Here is a 25,632-nt window from a genome sequence, read left to right on the forward strand (position 1 = left end):
TTTCTTGTGATTGGAAAGGTGGATAAAGCCATGCAAAGAAAATTGGCAAATGTAAATATTTGGACGGTTTCAGCTATGGCTATTATCGCCGCTCTGTTTTTGCCCAATATAACGATTGTGACAGGTCTGTTCATCCCCTCTAATGAAAACTGGGAGCATATGAAAGAATTTGTCCTATGGTCGTTCGTTAAAAATTCCTTGATTCTCGTTGTTGCAACTGCCGGCGCTACAATTTTCATTGGCTTGAGCCTGGCTTGGCTGATTGCACAATATCAATTCCCTTTCCGGCGATTTTTCAAATGGGCACTGATTCTGCCTCTTTCCATACCACCTTTTATTGGAGCCTATACATACCATGGGATTTTCAATTATACAGGGGTGATCCAGAACACACTTCGCGACCGGTTCGGTATGGAACTAGATCCCGTTTACTTCGACATCATGAATTTGCCTGGTGCAGTTTTTATCTATACAGTTTTTCTGTATCCGTATGTCTACACCATCACGCAAGTTTTCCTGTCGCAGCAATCCGCTTCGTTGATTGAAAGCACACGCCTTCTCGGAAAAGGCCCATGGCGTACGTTTTTCCAAGTGGTTTTGCCGATATCCCGAATCTCCATCATTGCTGGTGCCAGCTTGGTCATTTTGGAAGTGCTGAATGATTATGGAGTTGTCAAATACTACGGCATCCAGACATTCACGACGGCTATTTTTCAATCCTGGTTCGGCTTGGGGGATATCGAGACATCCATTAAGCTGGCAGCTTCCTTAATGGGTTTTGTCATTTTGATTCTGCTGATTGAAAAAATTCTGCGCGGCAGACGCCAGTACAGCTATTCCTCCACCAAAGTTCGGCCATTGCCACTGATTCCGTTAACCGGTTGGAAAGCATTTGCTGCCGCTGCTTATTGTCTAAGCATACTGGCAGTTGGATTTTTCATACCAGTTGCCCAATTGATCGACTGGACAATACTGACTTTCGGAACCATTCCATTAGAAGAGTTTATGTCCTATATAAGAAATTCAGTATTTGTGGCAGGGTTCAGCGCTGCAACCATTATTGTTTTCGCATTGATTGTCGGTAATTTCGCGCGTCTGGTCCAGGGAAGACTGGCCAAACTGCTGCCGAAACTAACCGTTCTCGGCTACTCAATTCCGGGCGCTGTCATTGCGGTCGCAGTCGTAACCGCCTTTGTCGCATTGGATGAATTCCTGGCGCCGCTTTATCGGATGGCAGGCATGAATACGACCCTCGTCCTCAGCGTCAGCATCATCCTGCTGATCACAGCTTACATCATCCGGTTTTTCGCCATCGGCTACAGCTCCATCGAGACGGGGTATGACAAAATCGGGACGGACTTCCAGGATGCCTCCCGCCTTCTTGGCGCTGGTCTTACGAGAACCTTCTTTAAAGTGGACATGCCCATGATGAAAGGTGCAATCATCAGCGGATTCATCCTTGTCTTTGTCGATGTACTAAAAGAAATTCCGTTAACCCTGATTTTACGGCCTTTTAATTTTGATACACTTTCCACAAAAGCATTTCAGTATGCAAGTGACGAAAAGATTATGGAGGCTTCCCAGTCTTCTTTACTGATAATCGGCATTAGCGCCCTGGCCATTGTGATCTTTTACAAGTTTCTCGAAAAGGAGATGGACTGATATGTTTGTTTCAATTGAAAATCTTAATTTTTCCTACCCCAACACAAAAGTCCCTGCACTCGATAATTTTTCTCTGCAAATCAAAAAGGGCGAAGTCATTTCAATTCTTGGGCGAAGCGGCAGCGGCAAAAGCACCGTTTTGCGTCTATTGGCTGGGCTTGAAAAGCCGGCTAATGGAAAAGTCGTGATTCAAGACCAAGTCCTCTTCGATGACCGGACTTTTGTGCAGCCTGAAAAACGCGGCATTGGCATGGTATTTCAGGACTATGCATTGTTCCCACATTTGACGGTTGCTGATAATATTTTGTTTGGGCTTTTCCGGATGAAACGAGCAGCAAAGCGGATTCGTCTCCAGGAAGTTTTGGAACTGGTGGAATTACAGGGGTATGAGAAACGTTATCCTCATCAATTGAGCGGTGGGCAGCAGCAGCGTGTTGCAATTGCCAGAGCACTCGCCCCCAATCCCCATCTTCTGCTGCTTGACGAGCCGTTCAGCAATCTGGACGCGGAACTGCAGGAAAAAATTCGCAAAGAATTGCGGGATATTCTAAAAAAAGCAAACATCACCTCCATCTTTGTAACGCACGATGAGAAAGATGCCCATATCCTGGCAGACCGAATTGTCAAAATCAAGAACGGCCGAACCGATTTTATCGGACGTCCGTGTGACCTGCTCGATGTGTATCGGCAGGAAAAGCAAAATATACCAGCAGTATCAGAAGAAAAAGAACTATCGTATACTTAAAAACAGCCAACACCCGCTCTTCAACAAGCGATGTGTTGGCTGTTTTATATTCCTCTTCGTTTTGTTTTGCAGTATATTTCACTTTCGAAGCATTTGCGGTCGCTCAGCCGGATTTGCGGTCGTTCAGCCAAAATTGCGGTCGCTCAGCCACATTTGCAGTCGCTCAGCCAAAATTGCAGTCGCTCTAGCCCGATTTGCAGTCGCTCAGCAACATTTGCAGTCGCTCAGCCAAAATTTCAGTCGTTCAGCCACATTTGCAGTCGCTCAGCCGGATTTGCAGTCGTTCAGCCAAAATCCCACCAAAAAACCCATCCGCCTGAAAAATAGCGAATGGGTTTCTTCTATAATATAGTTTACTTTTCTCCGGCTGCCGATAAGCTTGCCGTTTTTTGCTGCAGATCTTCCGTTTCGATTGTTTTGCGGGCAACGCCTGTCTCGATTGCTGCCTTGGCGACCGCTGCTGCAACAGCTGATGCTACGCGCAAATCAAATGGTTTAGGGATAACATAGTCCTCATGCAACTCATCGGTCTCCAGCAAGCTGGCTATCGCTTCGACGGCGGCAATCTTCATCGCATCGTTGATATCTGTAGCCAAGACGTCTAAAGCGCCTCTGAAGAGCCCTGGGAAAGCTAACACATTATTGACCTGATTCGGGAAATCTGAACGCCCTGTGCCGACAACTCTTGCGCCAGCCTGTTTCGCCAAATGCGGAAGGATTTCAGGATTCGGATTGGCCATAGCGAAGATGATGGCGTCGTTGTTCATGGTGCGGACCATTTCTTGCGTCAACGCGCCTTCTGCCGAAACGCCGATAAAGACGTCCGCTCCACCGATGACATCTGCCAATAAGCCTTCTTTGCGTTCATAATTGCTCATTTCAGCCACTTCTTCTTTAAATGGATTCATGCCGTTTTTACGTCCTTTGAAAATAGCACCTTTCGTATCGCACATGATCAGATGGCCAAAGCCGAATTTGCTCAGCAGTTTAACGATGGCGATTCCTGCAGCTCCTGCACCGTTCACCACAATCTTGGTTTCCTGAACGTCCTTGCCGACCAATTTCAATGCGTTGATCAAGCCAGCCAAAGTGACAATGGCTGTGCCGTGTTGATCATCATGAAATACGGGTATCCCCATTTCCTTTTTCAGACGCTCTTCCACTACGAAACAAGTAGGGGCTGAAATATCCTCGAGATTGATGCCTCCAAATCCAGGTTCAAGCAATTTCACTGTCTGGATGATGGTTTCTGCATCTGTTGTATCCAAACAGATTGGGAAGGCATCCACTCCGGCAAATTCCTTGAACAATACGGCCTTTCCTTCCATGACCGGCAATGCGGCAAGCGGACCGATATTGCCAAGTCCCAGAACAGCGGTACCGTCTGTCACTACCGCTACCATATTGCTCTTCATCGTATAATCATGAACCTTCGATGGATCTGCAGCGATTTCTCTGCAGGGTTCAGCTACTCCTGGAGAATATGCGAGGCTCAAGTCCCTTTCGTTTTCCAACGCCACTTTTGACCGAATCTCCAATTTTCCCTGATGCGCTCTATGCAGTTGCAACGAATCGTTTTTCAGCTTAGACATTTGCCTCATCTCCCTTTGTTTATAATTGTTTATTATAAAGGGTATCCGCTGAATTGAAAGAGTTTTCACTCAATTTAATAATTATTCAGACTTTAGGCGGATAAAGCAGTAAAATCCATTTGTATTATCGAACTGCTTTCTGCCTCCTAATGTTCCAAATCAAGCCGCTGTTCTGTTTTTACTGGAAACCATCACATTGGTGTTCCGTTTCACAAAAGGCAAGGCAATCTTTTTGCCAACACCTGCGCGCTCTCCTATGATAACGACGGTCTTGTTTTCCAGTTCGGAAAATAACCACTTATCCCGGTTCCCTTGTCTTTAAATCATTTTTCAGGAAATGAATCAAAGTCTGTTCCCGCTCTTCATTCAATTTTGCTGAAACATCCGGCTCCCACGAGTAAAACCCTTCTCCTGTTTTATCACCCAGCTTGTTTTCCGCTACAAGTCTGGATAGGGTTTCACCTGAATGCTGATCTGTCGCTAACTCCTCGAACAAATAATTGGAGATTGCCGAGAAGACATCGAGCCCTCCCATATCCGCAGTCATGAGCGGCCCTGTCACCGGCAACCTTCGGCCGATGCTGTAAGTCACCGCTGCATCAATATCTTCCTTAGAAGCAGCTCCAGCATCCAGCAAGGCCTGGGCTTCCCGGAACAGGGCATATTGCAGGCGATTTCCAATAAATCCTGGAATTTCCTTATGAAGCAAAATCGGTTTCTTGTTCATCGCGTTGAGAACAGCCATTGCCCGCTCAACCGTTTTTTCGTCTGTGTGCTCACCTTTGACCACTTCCACTAAAGGAATGAGGTGTCCCGGATTCCAAAAATGCGTTACCACAAAACGATTGGGGCAGCCCATCTCCGCGGCCAATATACTCGGCTTAAACCCTGAAGTATTGCTGGCAATGACCACATCCTCGCTGATCAGTTTTTCCAACCTCTTATACAGTTCTTTTTTCAACTCCAGCACTTCAGGCACAACTTCGATAATGAAAGTCGAATCTGAAATCGCTTCTTCAAGTGACGTGGTCAACCGTATGCGTTTTCTGATTTCTTTTGCTTCGACAGCTGTGAATAATTCATTGGCGGCCATTACCTTGAGTTTATTGTTTAAACCTCTGTCCGCATTTTCAAGATCCTGCTCATTGATGCCGTATACATTTACAGTTTGCTCAGACCACGCTGCTGATAAGGCAATAGAATGGCCCATCGTTCCTGCTCCAAGAATTGAAATCTTCTCCATCATCTGCACCTCTCCATCTTTTGGTTGCATGCCGTAAGACCCCGGCAAGTTTAACCTGCAATTGAATGAATCGTGGTTACCGCATAGCTGCCCTGCCACAATGAGTATCCACTGCCTTGCAACAAAAAGCCCGCCGTTTTTCCGGCAGGCTGTCATCAGGCTGAGCGATTTTATGATAAATGAAATGAATCATCATAAAGCGGCTTCATATGCAAAATATATTCTTTTTTCACTTCTTCAATGTCGTAGATTTCACCAGGATGTTCGGGACTGCCCATTTGTTCGACCTGCTCATGAACCAAATCGGCAAAATATTTTCCGCAAGCGACGTCTTTCGGGTATTTCGCTTTCACCTTAGCCACCAGCTCTTCGTTCAGTGTTTGGTTAAATGCTTGATACATCGCAGCATTGACAATCGTCAATGCCTTTTTGGAAGCATAGGACACCATATAGTAATTCCCGTAACGGTCCTTCAGCAAATCTCTCTTTGCCACAATTTCCATACCTTCGCCCTCCTTGAGTTTCGTTACTGTTCCATACCCTTCCGCATCTCCAAAAAAACAGTCTGGAAAAATATGCTCTATCAGCTCTAGATGATTCAAGGTTTCTAATACTTTTTCTTCACCCTTAGAATTAGTCCTTGATAGGGAAAAACGCCTCTTTAACTTACACACAGAAAACCCATCTGCATGAAGCGGATGGGTCCAGCTGTTTATCTAAATAAACGGAAATAACGCTGCCTGCTTTCACTTAAAAACTATAAGCGCCATAATTGAATTTTTTCCGGTTTTTTCTTCACATCAAGAGCGCCTTTTATGTCAAAGACAATTCCCCGCTGTTCGATCAATAAGCCCTCAAATTGCTTCCAGCCGCCCTCTTTGTATAACTTATGCGGAACTGCCAGAATGACTGCATGCGCCGGCTTTAACTGCTGATAGGATAAAATTTCCGATCCATAATGGCTTTCTGCATCTCCCACAGCAGCATAAGGATCGGTCAACTGGACATTCATTCCATATTCTTTCAATTCCTGTACGATGTCGATTACTTTAGAATTGCGCAAATCAGGGACATCCTCTTTAAAGGACAGGCCTAAAATAGTGACACACCCCTCTGCTGGGCTGATATTGTTTTGAATCATCTTTTTGATCAGTGACTGTGCAATGAATCGCCCCATGCCATCATTGATAGCGCGTCCCGACAAAATCACTTCGGAACTGTGTCCGACCATCTCCGCTTTGTTCGCCAAATAAAACGAGGCCAGCCCGATTCCCTGCCCGCCGACCAAATCTGGTGACGCTTTCACGAAATCACGTTTGCTCCCTGCTGTTTCCAGCACTTCCTGTGTATCGATTTTTAAGCGCTCGCAGATCAACGCCAATTCATTTATCAGTGCCACGTTGACATCGCGCTGGATGTTTTCAATCAATTTTGCGGTTTCGGCGACACGGATGGATGGTGCTTTATGTATCCCGCCTCCAACGATACTGCCATATACCAGTGCCAGAAACTCTGTCACTTCTTCGTTTTGTCCCGCAACCACTTTTTTCATTTTTGTGAAGCTGTTCTTTTTATCTCCCGGCAGCATTCTCGCAGGGGAATAGCCGACAAAAAACTCCTTGCCGCTCTCATAGCCCGAATATTTTTCCAGCAGCGGAATGCAGATTTCTTCAGTCATTCCTGGTGCCACAATTGATTCGTAGACCACTACGGCACCCTTTTTCATATGTTTGCCCACACACTTACTAGCTTCCTGCAGGGCGGATAAGTCAGGCAGTTTATCTCCGTCGATGGCTGACGGAACGGCAATGATGATAAAGCCTGCCTCTTTTAAATCCGAGGGATCGTCCGTAAAAACGATGGTTGCTTTTGCAAATTCCTCCGGGCTTACCTCATTCGTCTTATCCAGCCCCAATGTTAAAGCCTGAATTCTTTCTGCATTTACATCGTAGCCAATGACGGGATATTTTTGGTTGAAGGCCACCGCTACGGGCAACCCGACATACCCCAAGCCGACTACTGCTATTTTCAGATTTCGCAACATGTTGACATATGTCCCCCTTCTCCCGCTCTCCTCAGTGAACTTTTTCAATTTCCCACGTAGCTGTTCTGAAGTTGCTCTATTCTCCGTGGGTGAAGATAATAAGTTGAAATTGAGAGGCGATCAAAGCAAATTCTCTTTTTCTCTTAAAGAAGTGATCAAGATGGGTTGGCTGTTTGAGTTTAATGCCAGTTTCCACGAAATCACATCGTCCGCTTTATCGTTGATATGAAGGTTGATCGCAAAGGACTTGAGCCGGTCGAAATCGGGGATTCTGCTACCTGCAAAAACAAATCGTGTCTGTGGATGCTTGGTGATTTTTTCAAGTGTATTTAAATTGTAAGCATACGACTTCAAATTTCCCAGGTGATCCAATCCGCATGAAATCCCCCCGATTTCATCCGCAAATCCATTCATGCTTTCGACAGTGCCTATCTCCAGACTGCCCGACAGCAAAGAAACTGTATTATTTTCGCAATAAGTCACCAGATGAATGGTATTCAGCGCATATGGGTAAATTTTGTTCAAGAAAGGATGTTGCACAATCAATTCATCATTTTGAAACGGCAAATCTCCTCCAACGTCGCGAAGTTCCTCTTCAAACCGAAATTCATTCCAGTGCTTTTCTGCTCCCATTTACTCCCATCCTTTCATTTTCTATTGCTTAATGATTGAAATAACCAGTTTTCTTGCCTCATCCTCTGAGGCTGTTTTCAACTGTTTAAGAAGGCGCGCCATTTCTATTTGACTGAGTTCCACCTGTTTTCCGGGTACAGCTCGTATGGTTGCATCTCTTTGCTGAAACAAGCTTCCTTTACTGGAGTTTGCATTTGGTCTTCCAGCCTGAAGAACATGTTGCGCCGCATAAACAACTGGAGATTTCTGCTCCAACAGAGAATGTTGTTTTTTGGATAGATGCTTGTCGTCAAGATTTCCAGGTAATTGAACCGTCATGTACCGGGTCAAACTGGTCATTGCGATACTTTCAACGGTCATTTCCGCCAGCCTTTTCGCTGCTTCCCTGAGATTACGCGGCTTTGATGCATTCTCAGAAGAAACCATTACAAATACACCGATCCGATGGCGGTTTGCAGCTTCAGCGATATTGTTTGTCCCAAAGACATTACCGTATAACGCTTCGACCGGCTTTTCTTCTGTAACATCAACTTGTTGTTGGCCGGCTGTATGATAGATAATATCCGGCTTATGCCGCCCGACTATTTCAAAAATCCGTTTTTTATCCTGGACATCTACGATAATAGAAATGATTTCTGTATGCCTTTCCAATAACTTTTGCAGATGATGCTCAGCTGCGCAGATGGATTTTGGTCCATGTCCGAGCAGTAAAATTTGGGCAGGTTGAAACTGAATCAACTGGCGGCTGATTTCTGTACCGATCAATCCACCAGCACCGGTCACCATGACGATTTTCCCTGTTAAATGGGGCGCTGGCGGTAAAGCCGCATGCTCCAGTTTTTCTTCGATATTTTCAAATCCAACTAACACGAATGTGCGAAAATGGCGAAATACAATAAGAAAAGGCACCAGGGAACGATGAAGAATTTCGAGTAATCGCTGTTTGTCCATCTTCATGCCTTTTCTCCCTTTCCTGTCGTATCAAACCGATTACTCGTTATAGTTATGATAATAATAATTTTCTTTATTCATCGGATAATTGTTCAAAACAACCCCTAAAATAAACGCTTTCGCAGTGGCTAAGGAATCGCGCGATTTTTCAACACTTATCTTTTCCGATTTGCCGGTATTGACCACCAGCACCGTGCCATCACATTTATTTGCAAGGATTTTAGAATCGGTTACAGACAGAATCGGTGGCGAGTCAAAGAGCACGTAATCATACAGTTCCCGCATATCCTCAATCAATTCATCCAATGCATCCGACTCCAGCAGTTCTGCTGGGTTTGGGGGAATCTGTCCACTCATCAGCAAATCCAGGTTTTGAATGCCGCTCGCTTTTACCGACTGTTTCAGCTTGCCTTTTCTCAACAATAAATTGGACAGGCCAATATTGTTGCCGAGCTGAAAAGTCCGGTATAAGGTCGGGCGCCGCATGTCTGCATCGATCAGCAGGACTTTTTTGCCGGTTTCGGCAAAAACAATGGCCATGTTCGCAGCAGTCGTCGACTTTCCTTCTTCCTTTGAAGCAGACGTGAACAAGATGACTTTCGAATCCACACCGGGAGTCGAAAAGTTGATATTGGTCCGGATTGTGCGGTATTGTTCGGCTGCGATCGACTGTGGATTAGTACGAGCCACCAATTTTCGCGGCATTAACCTTTTCGTCTTTTTCATTGTCCGCATGTAGATCCTTCTCCAATCTGTCTGTTAGATTTAATGGCTTTTCCATTTTTAAATTGCTGTCCACCGGACTGACGACACCTAAAACCTGAAGTCCCGCCATTTCTTCGATATCCTCTTCAGTGCGGACCGTTGTATTCAATTGTTCCAGAATCAAGGTGATACCCATTCCGAAAACCAAACCAGCGATGGCTCCAATGGCCATGTTGAAAACTGGATCGGGACGAATCGGTTTCGGATTTCCAGTTGCATCAGCTGCAGCCAATATACTGACATTGTCCACCTTCATCATTTGCTGAATTTCCTCCTGGAAAACCTTTGCAGTCGTATTCGCGATCAATACTGCCTGTTCCATCGAGGAATCTTCAACCGATAAGCTGACGACTTGTGAACTTTCAATATTGTTGACAGTGACCCGCTCCGTCAACGACTGAACCGTTTCATTCAGCTGCAACTCATCAATCACATTGGCCAAAATTGCCGGACTTTTAATGATGACATTATAGGTTCCGATTAATTGAAGGTTGGTGTTGATATCCAGGCTGTCGAACTCTTCGCTGCTGGCGGTATTTTGATTGATCAGAATTTGAGTGGTAGCCTTGTAAACCGGTTTCATGACGGTATAGCTGGCTACAGCACTGAAGACAATAAAAGCCAAAGTGACAAGGATGATTAACGCCTTTCTCTTTTTCATCGCTTTCAGGAATTTATTCAGATTGAATGTGCTCTCCATAATTAAATCCTCCTAATGTTTATCCTCTATGCTCCTTATCTTAAAATGCGAAGGTTAAAAGAACGTTAAATAATCTAAAAATTCAATAAATAAAATAATGTATAAATTAAACAACAAAATCGCCTTTTGCTCTCTGCTTTGGTTAGGGCTCGGACGTTAAGGAGTTTTTCCCGCTTGTCCCCCCACGCAAAAAAAGCATCCGGCCCGAGTCAGCCGAATGCTTTTCACTCCCATATGAATTTATAGCCAAACCCTCGTACCGTCTGGATAAAGATCGGATTGGCCGGGTCTTTTTCAATCTTTCTCCGCAAATTGCTGATGTGTACCTTAACCGTCTGCACGTCCCCTTCGGAATAATAGCCCCATACTTGATCGTATAATTGTTCAGCAGTCCAAACGCGGTTAGGTGTCTGAGCGAGCAGCAGCAATAATTGAAATTCCTTATGATAAAGCTTTACCGGGGTTCCAGCAATATAAAGCTCGCATGAATCTACATGGATGTGAAGGTCTTTGTATTTCAGGACGGCCAGCTGGTCTTCCTCGCCGCTTTTCCAGCCATTTCTCCGAAGAATCGCACGGATGCGGGCTTCCAGTTCATTGAAATCAAACGGCTTGGTGATGTAATCGTCGCCACCGGCTTCGAGTCCTTGAATTTTATAGACCAGCTCTTTCCGGTAGCTGACAAACAGGATTGGCAATGTTGTCTTCAACCGAATTTTCTCACATACTTCCAAGCCATTCATGCCAGGCATTTCGACATCCAGCAGGATAAGATCCGGCTTTTCTTCTTCCAGCAGCTCCAGGGCCCGAAAGCCGTCTTCAGCCAGTAGGACGCTGTAGCCTTTCTTCAGCAGGAACAACCGCATCAATTCACGGATCCCTTCATCATCCTCTACGATCATTACAGTAGCAGCATTCATCTGGTTTCCTCCTGTCCGTTAATGAAAAGTCAGCGGCAATACAATGATAAAGACGCTTCCCTTCCCCTCTGTGCTATTGGCCCATATTTGTCCTTTATGCGCAAAAATGATTTCCTTGGCAATCGCCAATCCTAGTCCACTGCCTTTGTAGCCCGCAGAGCTGTCGATTTTGTAGAAGCGGTCGAAAATATGGGGCAAAGCTTCTTTTTTGATGCCGCAGCCATTGTCCGCAATCCGAATGATCAACTCTCCGTCAGCATCTTCATCGAGCAAGGCATCTTCATTGTTTTTGGCCAGTATTTCTGTGGATAGCGTAATCCTTCCTCTTTCTGAAGAAGTATGCTTAACGGCATTCCATAAAATATTGGAGATGACCTGATCAAGGCGATCCAGGTCGACAGCCAAAAATGGCTGGTTCAGATCGTCTGGATTTTCTGTTCCCAAAAATTCGAAAGCCCGGCCACTCTGTGTGGCATCAGACGCCATTGAATCCACAAGCCTTGTCAGCCATCCCTGCAATTCCTTTTCTTCGAAACGCAAAGTCATATTTCCTGACTTGTATTTGGTTAACTCTACAAGATCCTCTGTGAGGCGTTCCAAAAGCAGGAGTTTTTTATGGATCATATCCAAATATCTTGGATTGTTCTCTTCAATCAGGCTTTCTTTCACGGCCTGAATATAGCTGTGGATCAGCGTAATCGGTGTTCCCAGTTCGTGCGAAATCGCTGACAGCATTTCATTTCTGGACTTCTCAATTTCCTGAATTTCATCATTGACCGTCAGCAGGTTCATATTGGTGATTTCAAGTGCCATGGTCCGTTCGTTGACATTGCGTTCAAGAAAGTAATTCAGGTTGGTGATTTCCTGCGTCAGGCTGCGCATATTCGCCAAGGTCTCGATACGCAGCAAAAACTCTTCTTTATCGCAGGGCTTGACCAAAAAATCATTTGCCCCTGCAGTAAAGGCATCTTTTTTTTCCCGCAGGCTGTCCACATCTGACAGCATAAGGATCGGCAGTTCCGTCAGCGTATAGTCCAATCGAACAAATCGGCACAATTCATCGCCAGACATGTCAGCCAAATAGCCGTCCATCACAATCAGCTCCACCGGCTTTTGTATCAGCAGCTGCATCGCTGTTTTTCCATCCTCTGCTCCGAATGCCTTATAGCCAGCTGATATTAATTGGCGCAACAGCACCAAACGATTGATTTCCTCCGATTCAACCACAAGAACGTGCAGATTTTGCTTGAACGGCCGCTGTTTCAATATCGAATCCGCTAGCTGGGAAGCGGTCAATTCCTTGATGCCGGAATCAAAGCCATCCGGAAATTGGACGGTCTCTTTGTCCCTTTGGATCGGCAATGTAAAACTGAAAATTGAGCCGGTTCCGGCCTGTGACTCAACCTTCAATGAACCCCCTTGAAGTTCGACTAAGTTTTTGGTGATCCTCAAACCAATGCCCGAATTTTCCGAAGGATTTCCCTGTGAAACATCCCATGCAAATAGGGATGGAATCCGTTCATCCTGTATGCCGATGCCTGTGTCCTTTACTGAGATTTCCAGTTGATTTCCCAGAACTCGGGCTGAAACGATAATCTCTCCCTCATGAGTATGGTGGATGGAATTATCGACGAGATTGTATAAAATCTGTTGGACGCGGTCCGGATCGGCGAGCACTTTTGGCAGAGAGGCAGGGATTGTGTGATAAAGCTTGACGGAGTCGGTCTGTATAAGCGGCCGGCACAGCGATAACACGGCGTCGCACTGCTGATCGACCGCAACTGCTTCGACATGCAGCTGCAGAGGGGACTGTTTCAATTTTGAAAAGTCAAGAATTTCATTGACCAGATGCGCCATATTTTTCCCGCTTGCCACCAGATCATTTAATTGGTTCGCCATTAAAGGAGTCATTTTTCCAGCAGCCGATTCCTGAAGTGATTCTGCAATGCCAATCATGCCGTAAAGAGGAGTCCGCAAGCCATTTGAGGTAAATGCCAGCAACTCATCTTTCCGCTTGTTGGCGTTTTTCAGCGCTTCAATTTCTGCCAGCTGCCGTTCTTTTCCTTGGTGCTCCAGCTGCTGGTTCTTTTCGATTTTCATTTTCTCTTTTGCCAGCAGCGCTTTCGCTGTTAACAAGAGCCCAATTCCACTTGCACCATATACTCCATATTGAATGGTCTTTTCATACGGCAAAATCGCGGCGACAGTGAGAAGTGAAACAACAAATGCAGCTATGAATAAAAACAAGGCAGCCGCATAAGGGAACACATGGGAGTTGCCTGTTTTCCAGGTGTGCAGGGCAATGCCAAAAGATAAAGCGACTGATAAGAATACAGCTGAAGATAGGATTAAACTTGCAATTGGATAAGCGAAAAAAGAAAGCACAATAGCAAACAGCATCAAAACAACCATAGTTTTAACAGCTTTGGAAAGCCACCGCAACGGCAGAACCTCTTCCAAAAGCCCTTTTGTGATAAATAAAGTCGCAATGCCGGCTATTCCAAGGAACGCACCTGCAGTTTGTCTGTTCCACCACCTGATTTCTGTCCATAGCGGGAACAAACTCAATCCGGCCCATGCCGAAGAAACCAGCAAAACTGATAGGGCCAGAAACAGGAGATAAAGAAAGCTTTTTTGGCGATAGCTGAAAAGCCATTTGATGCAGTATCCCATGAACATCAAGCTCAGTCCGCCCAATAATCCGATTATTGATGTTGTCTGCCGCAACTGTTCACCAAATGCTTCACTTTCCCAAATTGTCAAAGGGAGATGCATGGCACCCTCGGATTCAACTCTCAAAAAGAATGTGGTTTCCTCTTCATTCAGCGGAAGCAGCTCGAAGACTGGATCACGATGGGAATAAATCCCTCCCCAATCTGAAATCGCATTTCCTACCGTAACAGCGGAAAGTCCTCCTGAAGGCTCCGGCGAATAAAGAGTTGCTTTATCAATCGACGGGTTAGCCAATTCCAGCAGCCATTGCCGATCATCAGACTGGTCCATGACAGTAAAACTGACCCAATACACATCAGAGGCCAAGCCGCCATTTGGAATCCCCTTTTCATTTTGAGAGAATTTCCAGCTGTATGGCGGCTGAAGCAGTTCATGTATTTCATATATCCCTTTTGTGTCCTCAAGGATCTGCAGGTGCGTTGCGAGAGGCATCTGCTCCACCTCGGCTGTTAAAATGGCGGCAGTGGGATCACCAGTGTTTGCAATTGTTTTTTCGGAATCAAGAAAAAAGAAAGAAATCCACAAAGCACAACAAATTCTACCAATAATAGAAGTTCCACGATAGGACTCTTTCATTTTATCACCTCAATTATTCAAATAATCAGTTATTTAAAGACAATTTTAAGATTTTCAATAGCTTCAGGAAGAAACCCTGCACAAAGCCTTTTGCAGTGAATACACAGAAAACAAGGTATATATAATTATATAAATAGACATTTTATGGTTATTTAATAGTATGTATGATTTAACAAAATCATAACATTTTTCATACGAAAAGAAAACTTATTTTATTTCTGAAAATTCAAATACTACCTATTACCTACTGTATTTTCCATTTTCTTTTACAAATCGTAACTATATTTCCAACTCAACCAAAAAGTTGAGAGCAATTTGATTTGGCTATTTATACAATCGCCTGCTTCTGCATCCTTGGCCTGTTGTTCGTTAACCTCTTCCATTGCGCTCGATATTCTCTCGCTCCAGCCTCTGGAAGCCCTTCTTTCCACACAAAAAAACATGAGCCTTGTCGGCTCATGTCGGACTTACTTGAAATGAATTTTTTTCCTGCTGTTTTGCTTTATACATCGCCATGTCTGCACGCTTCATCATGACAGAAATGGAAACCTTCTCAGCAGGTGCCAGGGCAATTCCCATACTGATGGAAATTTTCAAGGATAAACCCTGCACTTCAATCGGCTCTTTCATCACCTGGTATATAGTATCTGCAACTTCTGCCACTTGCTCTTCGGTCTCGGTATCTGCCAACAGAATGACAAACTCATCTCCGCCTAAACGGGCCGCCATATTTTCTCCATCTATGCAGCGATTCAACCGAAAACCGAACTCCTGAATGACCGCATCGCCGATTTCATGTCCCCATTGGTCATTGATTTCCTTGAAATCGTCAATATCAAGAATGAGCACCGCTAGACTTTTTTGGCCTTTTTCGTTCAGCCGCAGCCTCTCAGTCGCATATTCCTGGAAATAGCGGCGGTTCGGCAGTTCTGTCAGGGAATCAAAATAGGCAAAATGCTTGAGCTGGCTTTCGTAGTCTTTTTGAATCGAGATATCCCGTTCCACCATCACCATATGGCTGAATCTTTTGTCTTCTCCAAATACGGGTGTGCCGTTGATTTCTGACCAGATCCAGCCCCTCTCCTTGTGGAGCAGACGAACCTGTACCAAATAAGTCGAGGCATTTTTTGCTGCCTGCTCAAAAGCATCATTGATAATTACGGCGTCCTCCGGATGTACGTTGTAAAAAGGCTTCTGGCCGATGATATGATCTGCCTTAAAACCGAATATATTTTCAGATGACGGAGACACATAGAGATACTGTTTATGATGGTCCATCAATGTGATGACATCATGGACATTTTCTGCAATGATCCGAAAGTTTTTTTCTCCAGCCTCATAAAGGCTCGCGATTTTGTCCACTTCTGTCATGTCTTTAGCAATCATATAAAATCCGGTGATTTTGCTGTTCACATTGATCGGAATGAATTTCACCAGACAGCCGACAGATACGCCTGATTTATTGAAGATCTGAAGGCGGCAATCTTTGATAGTACCCAAAATCGAAAAATGGAAATGTTCTTTTGCCCTTTCTTTATCTTCGGGAACCACACACTCAATAAAGTTTTTGCCTGCCAGTTCCCTCATCAGAAATCCACTGAGCTTGTAACCTGCAGAATTGCCTCCCGTAATGCGGCCATCAAAGTCAACGGTGAAAATGGCATCCACATTACTGTCGAATAAAGAGCGGTAACGCGCACTGCTTTCTTCCAGCCGTTCACGGATCTCTTTACTTTCCAGCTTAGCTATTTTCTCATTGGTGATGTCTTTTACCAGACTAACAATGTGAGTACATTTACCCACCTCATCAAAGAGAGGAGTCAGAAGGGTTTTGGAATAAAACAGTTTATTGGCAATGGAGTAAAATGAATCCTCGTAGCTCGTGCTTTGGTTTGTCTGAATGACTTTCCCGTACTTTTCATTCAGAAACTTCGCCATCATGGCAGAATGGACTTCGTCAAAGGTTTTTCCGATTGAAGCAGGGCTTAATATGGCTTTTTCCATCACTGCCTTGTTAATAAACTCATAAGTGAAAGAACAAGCTCCATCAACTTTGACAACAAACACCATTTCTTTAATGCCTTCCATTAATACGCGCGCAAAAGATAATGAAGCTGCTTCGTTCATTATGGCCCTTCCTCCTGATCACTTTAATCTTGAATTTTTTCCGAGAAAACTCTTTTAATAGTGTAGCAGAAAACAATTTGATTTGAAACTTTTGACCTATCAAAAATCCGAAATTTTCTAAACTGGATTCTCCCCGTAATATAAATGGAACATAGGGAACCTAACTTTTTAATCATCAAAATAAAAGCTTCTGTTCAGGCTGGTTTTTTATTAAGTTTCTAGTTGTATTCACATACCTTAACATAAGCCATTTTTCATTATTAGGGTAGCTCTTTCTGTCAACAGAACGCTTCATTGTATATAATAAATCAAAAAGGGGAAATAACATGTGCCTCATCAATCTGCAATTCAGGGATCATCCCACATATAAACTTATTGTTGCTGCCAATCGGGACGAGTTTTACGGGCGCCCTGCTGCGCCAGCCCATTTTTGGGAAGACGAACCTTACATTTTAGCCGGCCGGGACTTGACTGGGATGGGTACATGGTTGGGCGTTACGAAACAGGGGCGCATAGCCGCGTTGACTAACTTTCGGGATCCCACCAATCTGGAAGCAGGCCGGCTGTCCAGAGGGGCAGTCGTCAAAGACTTTTTGGCAGGTACCCATTCTCCGAAAGAGTATTTGCAATCTATTAACGCAAAGCAGTACGCCGGTTTCAATGTCATCATAGGCGATGCCGAAAGGCTATTTTACTACAACAATATCCAGGAAGAATCCTATGAAATTCCGCCAGGCACCCATGGGCTCAGCAACCATTTTCTCAACACACCGTGGCCAAAGGTGACAAAAGGCAAAGAAAAACTTGCTTCCTATATGGCGCAAACCGACAGAGTTGACCTGGAAAAGATTTTCACAATACTGGCAGACGGTGACCATGCACCCGATACTCACCTGCCCGACACCGGTGTCGGGTTGGATCTCGAGCGTATGCTGTCTCCGATGTTCATCAAAACACCGGATTATGGTACGCGTTCTGCAACTGTTATCCTCGTTGCCCATGACGGCAGCCTAACCTTTGCCGAAAGAAACTATGAAAAAGGTCTCTTTAAGGAAGATAACCGGTTTGAATTTAAGATAGAGTAGCATATGCATTGCAACACAACCTAAAATTTCAATGCCGCTCCTCCGATAAATAAGCTGCCATCGGCTAGGTATATGATTTGAACATGAATAAGATCACCTATTTTTAAAAGGAGTTTTTTTATTGCCACAAATAAAAGAAACAGAAAATGAATTTAAGCACATTCAGGACCTTGAAAAATTCAAAGAGGCCCACCAAATAGATAAAGTCGTCAAAACCACCTCTTTATATACAGTAAAACTGATTTCCCGGAAAGACAGTCCTGATTTTTGCCGCGAGGTTTTACTGCTTGAACATGCGCCTGCTAAGGAAATGCAAGCCTACGTTTGGGTACACAAGGTCAATACCAAGGATACTCAAATTGAGGTCATGCGAAAAATCAACAATGCTCTGGAGAAACGGTTTGAAAATGACAGCCAAAACCTTGTATAAGCTAAAAGTTCATAAATATTGTTTTTACTGAATCGCATATTTTAAAAAGGCAGAGACTTCTTACGGGTTTCTGTCTTTATTTGAAAGGGGAATTAACCATTAAAAAAGGGAGAATTTCAATTGTAGGCGGTTTGATTTTAGGAGTAGTGATTTCTTATTTTGTACTGGACTATGAGGGATGGACCTTGGTTTCAATTGGAGTAGATGGTGAAACTGCCAATACAGTAAATGAACTTGACTTTGATTTAATTACCTATGTGTTCGGAATCATTTTAATCTCGATAGCCGTGATTTACGGTGTTTTGGCTGTATTCAGTAAAAACTATAAAGCTAACGAATAAAAGTCTTATGACCGAGAATTTTTTTGGTTCCTAAAAGGGAACTCTATAAGTTGAACTAAAGAAACCAGCTTTTCCCCATCGTTTTGGCCGCTTTGAGCCTGGCTCCCGCGGAATATCAGCAGGCAAAGATCATTAGCTCAACTTATACAATATCTTTTTCCTTTCACATGTATGAATAAATGAACTGTGTTTCTTTTTTTGATTGAATCGGCGCGGCGCAGCTCTACTCTATAAAGCGTTTGTTAGTCGAATCTCAGACCTTAGAACAGAAAAAGGAATCAAGGATACTTTTTATAAACTTCGTATTTATCCTGAACTTTAGCTAAAAAAACTTCAGGATCTTCTTTTACAGTAAAAATTTTAGTTCCTTCCAACAAGTAATTAGAGGTCAAATTTTCTTTTGGCATTACGCCTCCTTTAATTTTTTTTTGCACTTCTCCAAGTTCCTCGACGATGGTATACTCCCCCTTCTCAGCAAGGTCGTAAGAGTAATAATTATCACCTTCTATATTTAACAACGCCACATACGAAACTTCTTCAATCGATACATCATTTGCATCTTGGGCCTCTGATGAACAGCCACTCAATATCACCAAAAATGATAACAGACATATAAAATAACATTTCACCTTTACCTCTCCCTTTATTTGCTTGAGACGTAATGGACAATTGAATAGTTACAAAAAAAGATGATCCCAATACGAAAAATGGGATCATCTTTTTTAGATCGTACTGTCTTAGTGGGTGTAACAGACAAACTAGAAGTTTCCTTATGAACGTCTACTGATTTGCCTGCACATTTGTCACTGAAGCTATTTTCTGAAACAAAAACTAAACGAATAAGATCTTTACAGCGTTCTTTTATTCAGACGAAACACGCATGCTTTCAAACAGGCGCTTGTATTCCGGGTACCAATGCTCCCATTCCAATGTCCGTTCGATTCCTCTCTTATCGAGAAGGGCTTCCAGGACGTCCAGGCACACATGCCACCCCGCCACGTCTTTCGGTGTTTGGTCTGTCAGCGCATGTATCGTTTCCACCATCCGCAGCCGGGTTCCCCCTTCTTCGGGCATAAGTTCGAACAGGACATGGTCTTTCCCCCATTCAAATCCTAATTGCTGCTTCTCTTCATAATCCGTGATTGCCATTTTTTCAAATTTTCCATGGCCCAGATCAAATGTTAAGTAACCGTCTTTTCCCGGCTGCTCTATTTGCAATCCTGCGAACCATCGGTGAATTTTTTGATTATCCGTCAGCATCTGCCAAACCTTTTCCGGTTCATGGACCAGTTTCCGGTCAAATTCCGCCACGTATCCTTGCTGGTTTCGAGTCACTTCTGCAATCATTAGAATTCCTCCTCAAATTGGCTTGTTACTATTATTATACCCAAACAAAGAGGAATGCAACCCGCTATAGAAAGGGTATAATAGGAGCGAGGAGCTGAAACAATATGAAATTAGGATATGCTTGCATGAACACTGAGTTAAAAACCATATTTAGAACCTTGCGTGTCGCTACTGCAGAAGCGGAAGGCACAGGAAAGATAAAAGAACTGACCATGAAAAATTTCGAGACCACACTCCAAATCATCAACTGGAATCTGGAAAATGACATTTATTTTTACCGGGCTTCAAGCTCGATTGTTCCACTTTCCACTCATCCGATAAACGATTGGATCTGGTGGGAAGATCCGGACGTGCTGGCCGTCACAAATGAAATCCGAGCACTTGTTGAAACACATGGGATGAGGGTTTCTGTACATCCGGGCCAATACACCGTCCTCAATTCTCCTAAACCGGAAGTGGTCCGGAAATCGATTGAAGACCTCGAGTATCATGACAAGCTGATTCAATTGCTTGGCGGCTCAGATATCATCCTCCATACCGGTGGAGCCTACGGGGACAAAGATGCGGCCAAACAACGCTTTGCGGAAGCCTATCTGGCATTGTCTCCAAGCATACGCCAGCGGCTGCGCCTGGAAAATGACGATAAGACCTTTACCGTCAGAGACGTTCTGGACGTCCATTACATTTGCAAAGTGCCTATTTGCTTTGATATCCATCACCATAACTGCAATAATGATGGCGAATCCGTCGATTATGCTGAAATCCTGAAGACCTGGGAAGGATATGGCACACCTAAAATCCATATTAGTACAGGTAAAGAAGGATTTACCGATCTTCGCCACCATGGATTGGTTTCTGAAACGGATTTTCAGGAACTGTTGAAATTATTGGGTGGCATAGATGCCGATATCATGTTCGAAGCAAAATTGAAGGAACAATCGGTCCTTCCTTTTGTCCGTCAATTGATGCATAAATAAACCAGCAGTCTCCTTGGAGACCGCTGGTTTATTTTTTTTCTGATGCAGCGAGATTCGGAAATTCCAGTGTAAATTCGGTGCCTCGCCCTTTTTCGGAATCAACCATGATATGGCCGTTCATTTGGCTGACGATGCTGTACGTAACCATCATCCCAAGACCGGTTCCTTTGATTTTATTTGAAAAATAAGGTTCTCCCAATCGATTCACTTCTTCTTTTGTCATGCCGACGCCTTCATCGGTTACTTCGATCCATACTTTGGCGGGGGATGATTTCACTGCAATTACCAGCGTCCCTCCCTCCGGCATTGCTTCAATGCCATTGCGGATGATATTGACCAACGCCTGCTGGAATTTTTGGCGATCGACGAGAATTTCGGCCTTTTCGTCCACTTCACTAATATGCATGTCTACGTCTTTGCCGTTGGCATAAGGGGCCATGATTTTCAGAATATGGCTGATCTCAGCCGAAACAGTAATTGGTTCGAGCTGGCCAAAGGTCGGTTTGGCATATACCAGGTAGTCATCGATCAAATCTTCTGCAGCATTGATTTCTTTTAAAATCAGGTTGTGGAACTCTATTTGTTTTTCACGGCTGTATTCATATTCCTTCATCAGTTGAATAAACCCTTTGATGCTTTGCAGGGGGTTTCGCAACTCGTGCGAAACAGCCGCAGCAAAATGGCTGACCGTCTCCATTTTTTCATGCTTCAACAGCGAGTTGTACATGTATTCCTGCCGCTGGATATGCTCAATCAACAAAGCCGTTAAAACGATGATCGTCCCCTGGTTGATCATCAACATCAGCCAAATGCCGATGATATCGTGGAGCGGATCTCCAAAAAAGTAAGCACCCGCAAACATATTGAACAACAGCGAGGCAATGGAAATACAAAATACCAGAACGATTTTCCCAAACCTTTTTATCCGCATGTACAAAGGGCGAAGGAAAGGAACTCCTGCCGCAATGACAAATTGATTAAGGATGGCGATGTACATTCCATCTCCACCGATGAAAAAACGCCCAACAGAGGAGACCAGAAACAGCATGGCCGAAACTAATGGCCCTCCGTATAAAGCTCCGACAATCATCGGAACCTGGCGCAAGTCAAAAATGTATTGGTCTGTTAAAAATTGATAGGGAAACAACATACACAGTATGATGGAAATTGAAAAAAGAACCGTCATTGTAACGCGATGGCTGACGAAAAAATTTCGTTGGCCGGCTGTCGCCAGCATCTGATAGACGATGATTGGAAATATGATGAAGAAAATATTATTGATCATGCCAGTCATCATTGCTTCCATATAAGCCATCCCCATTTCTTTCTGCTGCGTCATTTATTATACAATTCGATCTTGTTCCCTACCACCTTTTTCTGCATGTTCTAGGCAGCCCCTCCTACTGTTTGAATGGATGAGGCGTCGTTGCTTTCAGCTTCTTCAACAGCCGCTCACGCCTCTTTTTCATGCCGGCCAGTGAAATTTTTTCACTGACAGCCAAATCGGCAAGCCTGCAGCCTTTTACATAGAGAGCTTCAAGCAGCCATTTTTCATGCTCATTCAGCTTGTTCACCTCGAGCCACTCGGGAAGGCCTTCCGCTATTGCTTCTCCATCTTCCTCTATTATGCTGCTTATATGACTTGCCTGATCATTTCTTCTGGTTTCCCGCTTTAGTTCATCGAGCATTGCTCCCTGTATGCTGCGATAGGCAAAAGGCGTGAAATTTCCTTTCGAGTCTTCGAAACGGCACCAAGCCTGCCACAGCGCAATATTGCCGATTTGGCGAAAAGTACCGTAATCCCGATAAATGTGAAGCTTGCGGATTATGGCAGATATCATTGGTGCATACTGTTCAGCTACTTCTTCAAAATCCTTCATTCGCTTTATCCTTCTGAACGTTCGTTGATTCCCGGGTAGGTTCAGAATAAGCTGTAAAAATAGCATCAGCCAGTTGTGTGCTGTGCCATTTGACCTTATAAAACAACCTGTTTGTCACCAGAAACAGGAAGTTCGACTCACCTAATTATCGAAACAGTATCTATTTTCAGAAAAAATAGATTGCCTCGTAAACTAGCGAATGGTAGAATTTTCATGTGTTGAGAAAGGGGAGCTTGTGACAGTGAAGAAGCAGGATGAACATTTAATTGATCGATCGGTGCTGTTTATTGAAAGTTATTTTGAAACAGAGAGAAAGTCCAAGATCGTGACGAAAGACGGCGTTTTTTATTCCCGTGATTCGGTTCTGACATTGATCGATAAGGCGTGTATGATGTTCGCATCAACATACGAAGGCCGCGTAAAAGCCACACGGCATAATCTCAAACAGCATAAAAAAACAACACTTCTCATCTCGGAAGATGGTTTGGCCGCCTATCCCACTAAGTCTCCCAGCAATCCTGACTGTGTATGGATTTTCAACCACCATTACCGCCTGGAAAGCATAGCCCCAAACAGGACCCGCATCCTATTTGACGAGTTCAACGTATCGGCAGAGGTCAATGTATCGATTGGCATCCTGCAAAAACAGCGAAGCCGCATGTATGAGATGATCTATTATTACTCCAACATTCGTGAACGAAACAAATCCTGACTACAAAACTAAGACACCTCTCTCTGCACTGGCCAGGATGCCAGTGCAGAGAGAGGTGTCTTTCTTATGCCCATCAAATCTAGACGGGCGCTTGCGCTTTTCTTTGTCCAGACTCCAGCGCCCAGATTCCAGGGTCATAAGCCATCTCTGGCGTCTAGTTCAGTGCCTAGCTCTTCGGGTCATAAGCCATCTCAGCTGCGTGGCAAAAAGCGCCACTTCGCTGACCTGTCTTATGCCTGTCAGAGCTGAACAGGCACTTCTACTTTTCTAGACTGTGCGGCTGAAGAAACGCCGCTTCGCCGGAGCGTCTTATGCCTGTCGAGGGCCTGCAGAATGCAGGTCAGCTAACCGTTGCGACAGGAAGTCGCGCTCTTAGGTTAGCTTCTGCTTTTGGGCGCTTGCGCTTTTCTTTGTCTAGACTCCAGCGCCCAGATTCTAGGGTCATAAGCCACTCTGGCTGTGCGGCAAAGAGCGCCGCTTCGCCAGATCGTCTTATGCCCGTCGAATCTACACGGGCGCTTCCGCTTTTCTTTTAAGCTGCGTCGTCTCTCATGAGCAAAAATGCGATTTCGATTGCCCATTTGTTCAGATCAGGTTCTGTTTCCGGATCGGTCACATAAAACTCAAAGCGGCCGTTCCAAATTTCATCTTCCCCTTCCCACCGTTTATCGATATCGAGCCCCTCCTGTACAGCCCATTGTTCCAAGAGATCAATCGATTTCTGAAGACTTCCCGGATGGCCTTTGTGCATAGCTGACAAATAAGAGCCGCCCGGGATGTAGCTGGCAATCACCCGTTCGTCTCCCGTCACCATCCGTTTGACGGGTACACCCACTTCCATTTTGTATTTACTTCCTGAATCTCCCAGGCACCAGTAACGGAAAAATGGAGCTCCCGCCGGTTTGATCCCCTTTATATTCAGCCAGTTAAAGAGCTCACCCACCAAGCCATTGACCTCGTCCCATTCCGATAAACCAGCCAGAATGGGAATGCCGACATAAGGTTGTTCCCTTCGTTCCTCAACAAAAGGCTCACTGATATACTTCTGCACCATCCAACCATCTCCTTTGCAAAAACTCAAGCCACTGCTTACTGTTTATTATTCTATACCCGCAGGCACAGTCCCTTTAATCGGCTATTGGAATTTCAAGAAAATCCGCTCTGGAAGGGCTTAAGCTACATTTCTGATTAAAGTATATGAAAACCTGAGACCAGCCATGAAATTGTCACATAATCCAAAGCTCATCAAATTGACTTTACTCTCTTTAAACGATAATGTGAAACGAGTGACCAATTGGTCATGAATAGTGACCAATCGGTTTAGGAGGGCTCTAATGGATAAAAGAACCGAATTAATGAAGCAGGCTGTGCATTTGTTTTCTTTGAAAGGCTTTCATCAAACATCGGTACAGGAAGTGGCACAAGCCGTTGGTATTTCCAAAGGCGCTTTCTACAAGCATTTCGATTCGAAGGAGAATTTATTCATTGAAATCCTAAAGCAATACCATGAAGAAATCACGATGGCAATCTCCAACTCCCAGCATCCGCCAGGGTCCGATCATAAGGATGTCTTCAAGGAAAAGTTGGCGATTGAGATTGAACGTACCCTCTCCAATCAGGATTTTTTCATGATGGTATTCAAGGATTTTCCGCTCAGTGACAGCGAAAAGCTAAAATCATTGTTCATGGAGCTGCGCCAGTCGACCATTACGCTGCACAAGACAATCTTATTGGACACATATGGAACACAGATCAAGCCGTTTTTGCCTGATTTGGTGATGGTTCTCGAAGGTCTCATGCAGCAATACATCATTACATCGGTAATCGAAAAAAAACATGTGCCGATTTCCAGGCTTGTCAATTTCATCACAGCCACCATCGACGCGATTGTCGACAACCTGGAGACAATGGAACCTGTCTTAACCGAGGCACGTTCTCCGGCGGCCACAATGGCGGAAAGCTTCGAGCTGCTGGCTGAAAAAATCAAGGCTTCTGTACCCAATCCCGACAAGTTGCTGGCCTCACTCGATTTATTGAAAGAGCAAGTCGGCAAACAAGAGCAAGAGGTGTTTTTAATCGAAGCCCTATTGGTTTATTTAAAGCAGTACTCTTCCATTAAGAACGAAGTAGCGTATCTGGAAAATTTCATTTAAGAAAAAGGAGCCAACA

At 44.4% G+C, this 25,632-nt stretch carries 24 protein-coding genes; 8 read left to right on the forward strand and 16 right to left on the reverse strand.

Annotated elements, in window-relative coordinates:
- The first annotated feature begins 30 nt into the window (after positions 1-30).
- Positions 31-1,662: an ABC transporter permease gene (locus J7I83_RS11370; RefSeq protein ID WP_215100826.1), complete on the forward strand. Its 1,632-nt coding sequence runs from the start codon at positions 31-33 to the stop codon at positions 1,660-1,662.
- 1 nt (position 1,663) lies between these two features.
- A complete protein-coding gene (locus tag J7I83_RS11375; RefSeq protein ID WP_215100828.1) occupies positions 1,664-2,407 on the forward strand; it encodes an ABC transporter ATP-binding protein in 744 nt (247 codons plus the stop codon).
- A 353-nt stretch (positions 2,408-2,760) separates the two neighbouring features.
- Here the strand turns inward: J7I83_RS11375 and ystJ are convergent, their stop codons facing one another.
- The 11 genes from ystJ to J7I83_RS11430 all read right to left on the reverse strand — a co-directional run bounded on the left by ystJ (position 2,761) and on the right by J7I83_RS11430 (position 16,691).
- Positions 2,761-3,999 (reverse strand): NADP-dependent malic enzyme, encoded by a 1,239-nt coding sequence (gene ystJ / locus J7I83_RS11380; protein WP_215100830.1) that lies wholly within the window; start codon positions 3,997-3,999, stop codon positions 2,761-2,763.
- Between the two features lie 298 nt (positions 4,000-4,297).
- Positions 4,298-5,245, reverse strand: coding sequence for a 3-hydroxyacyl-CoA dehydrogenase family protein (locus tag J7I83_RS11385; protein WP_353048265.1), 948 nt, complete (start codon positions 5,243-5,245; stop codon positions 4,298-4,300).
- Positions 5,246-5,412: 167 nt separating this feature from the next.
- Positions 5,413-5,745, reverse strand: a complete 333-nt coding sequence (locus J7I83_RS11390) for a hypothetical protein (protein ID WP_215100832.1) — start codon at positions 5,743-5,745, stop codon at positions 5,413-5,415.
- A gap of 254 nt (positions 5,746-5,999) precedes the next feature.
- Positions 6,000-7,286: a nucleotide sugar dehydrogenase gene (locus J7I83_RS11395; protein ID WP_215100834.1), complete on the reverse strand. Its 1,287-nt coding sequence runs from the start codon at positions 7,284-7,286 to the stop codon at positions 6,000-6,002.
- A 120-nt stretch (positions 7,287-7,406) separates the two neighbouring features.
- Entirely contained in the window at positions 7,407-7,919 is a 513-nt protein-coding gene (locus J7I83_RS11400; protein WP_215100835.1) for a sugar-transfer associated ATP-grasp domain-containing protein, read from the reverse strand.
- 21 nt (positions 7,920-7,940) lie between these two features.
- Positions 7,941-8,876: an SDR family NAD(P)-dependent oxidoreductase gene (locus J7I83_RS11405; protein WP_215100837.1), complete on the reverse strand. Its 936-nt coding sequence runs from the start codon at positions 8,874-8,876 to the stop codon at positions 7,941-7,943.
- Between the two features lie 33 nt (positions 8,877-8,909).
- Entirely contained in the window at positions 8,910-9,605 is a 696-nt protein-coding gene (locus tag J7I83_RS11410; RefSeq protein ID WP_215100839.1) for a CpsD/CapB family tyrosine-protein kinase, read from the reverse strand.
- Entirely contained in the window at positions 9,547-10,335 is a 789-nt protein-coding gene (locus tag J7I83_RS11415) for a YveK family protein (RefSeq protein ID WP_215100842.1), read from the reverse strand. Before J7I83_RS11415 ends, J7I83_RS11410 begins: the two co-directional genes overlap by 59 nt.
- A 224-nt stretch (positions 10,336-10,559) precedes the next feature.
- A complete protein-coding gene (locus tag J7I83_RS11420; RefSeq protein ID WP_215100844.1) occupies positions 10,560-11,255 on the reverse strand; it encodes a response regulator in 696 nt (231 codons plus the stop codon).
- Positions 11,256-11,273: 18 nt separating this feature from the next.
- Complete coding sequence (locus tag J7I83_RS11425; RefSeq protein WP_215100846.1) at positions 11,274-14,564, reverse strand: ATP-binding protein; 3,291 nt, start codon at positions 14,562-14,564, stop codon at positions 11,274-11,276.
- 456 nt (positions 14,565-15,020) lie between these two features.
- A complete protein-coding gene (locus J7I83_RS11430; RefSeq protein ID WP_251047608.1) occupies positions 15,021-16,691 on the reverse strand; it encodes a sensor domain-containing protein in 1,671 nt (556 codons plus the stop codon).
- Between the two features lie 326 nt (positions 16,692-17,017).
- Between J7I83_RS11430 and J7I83_RS11435 the strand changes: the two genes are divergently transcribed.
- The 3 genes from J7I83_RS11435 (at position 17,018) to J7I83_RS11445 (ending at position 18,547) form a co-directional block, all read left to right on the forward strand.
- Positions 17,018-17,776, forward strand: coding sequence for an NRDE family protein (locus tag J7I83_RS11435; RefSeq protein WP_215100848.1), 759 nt, complete (start codon positions 17,018-17,020; stop codon positions 17,774-17,776).
- 121 nt (positions 17,777-17,897) lie between these two features.
- On the forward strand, positions 17,898-18,206 hold the full coding sequence (locus J7I83_RS11440) for a hypothetical protein (RefSeq protein ID WP_215100849.1): 309 nt from the start codon (positions 17,898-17,900) through the stop codon (positions 18,204-18,206).
- A gap of 80 nt (positions 18,207-18,286) precedes the next feature.
- Positions 18,287-18,547, forward strand: a complete 261-nt coding sequence (locus tag J7I83_RS11445; RefSeq protein WP_251047609.1) for a hypothetical protein — start codon at positions 18,287-18,289, stop codon at positions 18,545-18,547.
- A 278-nt stretch (positions 18,548-18,825) separates the two neighbouring features.
- Here J7I83_RS11445 and J7I83_RS11450 read toward each other — a convergent pair whose 3' ends face one another.
- Together J7I83_RS11450 and J7I83_RS11455 are read right to left on the reverse strand one after the other, a co-directional pair.
- The gene (locus J7I83_RS11450; RefSeq protein WP_215100852.1) at positions 18,826-19,176 is read right to left on the reverse strand and encodes a hypothetical protein; all 351 of its coding nucleotides are present in this window, start codon (positions 19,174-19,176) and stop codon (positions 18,826-18,828) included.
- A 232-nt stretch (positions 19,177-19,408) separates the two neighbouring features.
- A complete protein-coding gene (locus J7I83_RS11455; protein ID WP_215100854.1) occupies positions 19,409-19,894 on the reverse strand; it encodes an SRPBCC family protein in 486 nt (161 codons plus the stop codon).
- A gap of 104 nt (positions 19,895-19,998) precedes the next feature.
- Here J7I83_RS11455 and uvsE point away from each other — a divergent pair, with 104 nt between their 5' ends.
- Positions 19,999-20,871, forward strand: coding sequence for a UV DNA damage repair endonuclease UvsE (gene uvsE, locus J7I83_RS11460; RefSeq protein ID WP_215100856.1), 873 nt, complete (start codon positions 19,999-20,001; stop codon positions 20,869-20,871).
- Between the two features lie 28 nt (positions 20,872-20,899).
- Here uvsE and J7I83_RS11465 read toward each other — a convergent pair whose 3' ends face one another.
- Together J7I83_RS11465 and J7I83_RS11470 are read right to left on the reverse strand one after the other, a co-directional pair.
- On the reverse strand, positions 20,900-22,177 hold the full coding sequence (locus J7I83_RS11465) for an ATP-binding protein (protein ID WP_215100858.1): 1,278 nt from the start codon (positions 22,175-22,177) through the stop codon (positions 20,900-20,902).
- Positions 22,178-22,271: 94 nt separating this feature from the next.
- Positions 22,272-22,751, reverse strand: a complete 480-nt coding sequence (locus J7I83_RS11470) for a sigma-70 family RNA polymerase sigma factor (RefSeq protein ID WP_215100860.1) — start codon at positions 22,749-22,751, stop codon at positions 22,272-22,274.
- Between the two features lie 241 nt (positions 22,752-22,992).
- On the opposite strand from J7I83_RS11470, the gene J7I83_RS11475 reads away from it, so the two are divergent.
- On the forward strand, positions 22,993-23,463 hold the full coding sequence (locus J7I83_RS11475; protein ID WP_215100862.1) for a competence protein ComK: 471 nt from the start codon (positions 22,993-22,995) through the stop codon (positions 23,461-23,463).
- Positions 23,464-23,995: 532 nt separating this feature from the next.
- Here the strand turns inward: J7I83_RS11475 and J7I83_RS11480 are convergent.
- A complete protein-coding gene (locus J7I83_RS11480; RefSeq protein ID WP_215100863.1) occupies positions 23,996-24,517 on the reverse strand; it encodes a GyrI-like domain-containing protein in 522 nt (173 codons plus the stop codon).
- A gap of 280 nt (positions 24,518-24,797) precedes the next feature.
- On the opposite strand from J7I83_RS11480, the gene J7I83_RS11485 reads away from it, so the two are divergent.
- The gene (locus J7I83_RS11485; protein WP_215100864.1) at positions 24,798-25,616 is read left to right on the forward strand and encodes a TetR/AcrR family transcriptional regulator; all 819 of its coding nucleotides are present in this window, start codon (positions 24,798-24,800) and stop codon (positions 25,614-25,616) included.
- The last annotated feature ends 16 nt before the right edge of the window (positions 25,617-25,632 follow it).

It is taken from the genome of Planococcus sp. ISL-110, assembly GCF_018613575.1.
Lineage (GTDB): Bacteria > Bacillota > Bacilli > Bacillales_A > Planococcaceae > Planococcus.

What these genes read in the sequence shown, in the direction of transcription:
- J7I83_RS11370 (WP_215100826.1), top strand. Translation starts at nt 31, where the DNA reads ATGCAAAGAAAATTGGCAAATGTAAATATTTGGACGGTTTCAGCTATG.
- J7I83_RS11375 (WP_215100828.1), top strand. Translation starts at nt 1,664, where the DNA reads ATGTTTGTTTCAATTGAAAATCTTAATTTTTCCTACCCCAACACAAAA.
- ystJ (WP_215100830.1), bottom strand. Translation starts at nt 3,999, where the DNA reads ATGTCTAAGCTGAAAAACGATTCGTTGCAACTGCATAGAGCGCATCAG.
- J7I83_RS11385 (WP_353048265.1), bottom strand. Translation starts at nt 5,245, where the DNA reads ATGATGGAGAAGATTTCAATTCTTGGAGCAGGAACGATGGGCCATTCT.
- J7I83_RS11390 (WP_215100832.1), bottom strand. Translation starts at nt 5,745, where the DNA reads ATGGAAATTGTGGCAAAGAGAGATTTGCTGAAGGACCGTTACGGGAAT.
- J7I83_RS11395 (WP_215100834.1), bottom strand. Translation starts at nt 7,286, where the DNA reads ATGTTGCGAAATCTGAAAATAGCAGTAGTCGGCTTGGGGTATGTCGGG.
- J7I83_RS11400 (WP_215100835.1), bottom strand. Translation starts at nt 7,919, where the DNA reads ATGGGAGCAGAAAAGCACTGGAATGAATTTCGGTTTGAAGAGGAACTT.
- J7I83_RS11405 (WP_215100837.1), bottom strand. Translation starts at nt 8,876, where the DNA reads ATGAAGATGGACAAACAGCGATTACTCGAAATTCTTCATCGTTCCCTG.
- J7I83_RS11410 (WP_215100839.1), bottom strand. Translation starts at nt 9,605, where the DNA reads ATGCGGACAATGAAAAAGACGAAAAGGTTAATGCCGCGAAAATTGGTG.
- J7I83_RS11415 (WP_215100842.1), bottom strand. Translation starts at nt 10,335, where the DNA reads ATGGAGAGCACATTCAATCTGAATAAATTCCTGAAAGCGATGAAAAAG.
- J7I83_RS11420 (WP_215100844.1), bottom strand. Translation starts at nt 11,255, where the DNA reads ATGAATGCTGCTACTGTAATGATCGTAGAGGATGATGAAGGGATCCGT.
- J7I83_RS11425 (WP_215100846.1), bottom strand. Translation starts at nt 14,564, where the DNA reads ATGAAAGAGTCCTATCGTGGAACTTCTATTATTGGTAGAATTTGTTGT.
- J7I83_RS11430 (WP_251047608.1), bottom strand. Translation starts at nt 16,691, where the DNA reads ATGAACGAAGCAGCTTCATTATCTTTTGCGCGCGTATTAATGGAAGGC.
- J7I83_RS11435 (WP_215100848.1), top strand. Translation starts at nt 17,018, where the DNA reads ATGTGCCTCATCAATCTGCAATTCAGGGATCATCCCACATATAAACTT.
- J7I83_RS11455 (WP_215100854.1), bottom strand. Translation starts at nt 19,894, where the DNA reads ATGATTGCAGAAGTGACTCGAAACCAGCAAGGATACGTGGCGGAATTT.
- uvsE (WP_215100856.1), top strand. Translation starts at nt 19,999, where the DNA reads ATGAAATTAGGATATGCTTGCATGAACACTGAGTTAAAAACCATATTT.
- J7I83_RS11465 (WP_215100858.1), bottom strand. Translation starts at nt 22,177, where the DNA reads ATGGAAGCAATGATGACTGGCATGATCAATAATATTTTCTTCATCATA.
- J7I83_RS11470 (WP_215100860.1), bottom strand. Translation starts at nt 22,751, where the DNA reads ATGAAGGATTTTGAAGAAGTAGCTGAACAGTATGCACCAATGATATCT.
- J7I83_RS11480 (WP_215100863.1), bottom strand. Translation starts at nt 24,517, where the DNA reads ATGGTGCAGAAGTATATCAGTGAGCCTTTTGTTGAGGAACGAAGGGAA.
- J7I83_RS11485 (WP_215100864.1), top strand. Translation starts at nt 24,798, where the DNA reads ATGGATAAAAGAACCGAATTAATGAAGCAGGCTGTGCATTTGTTTTCT.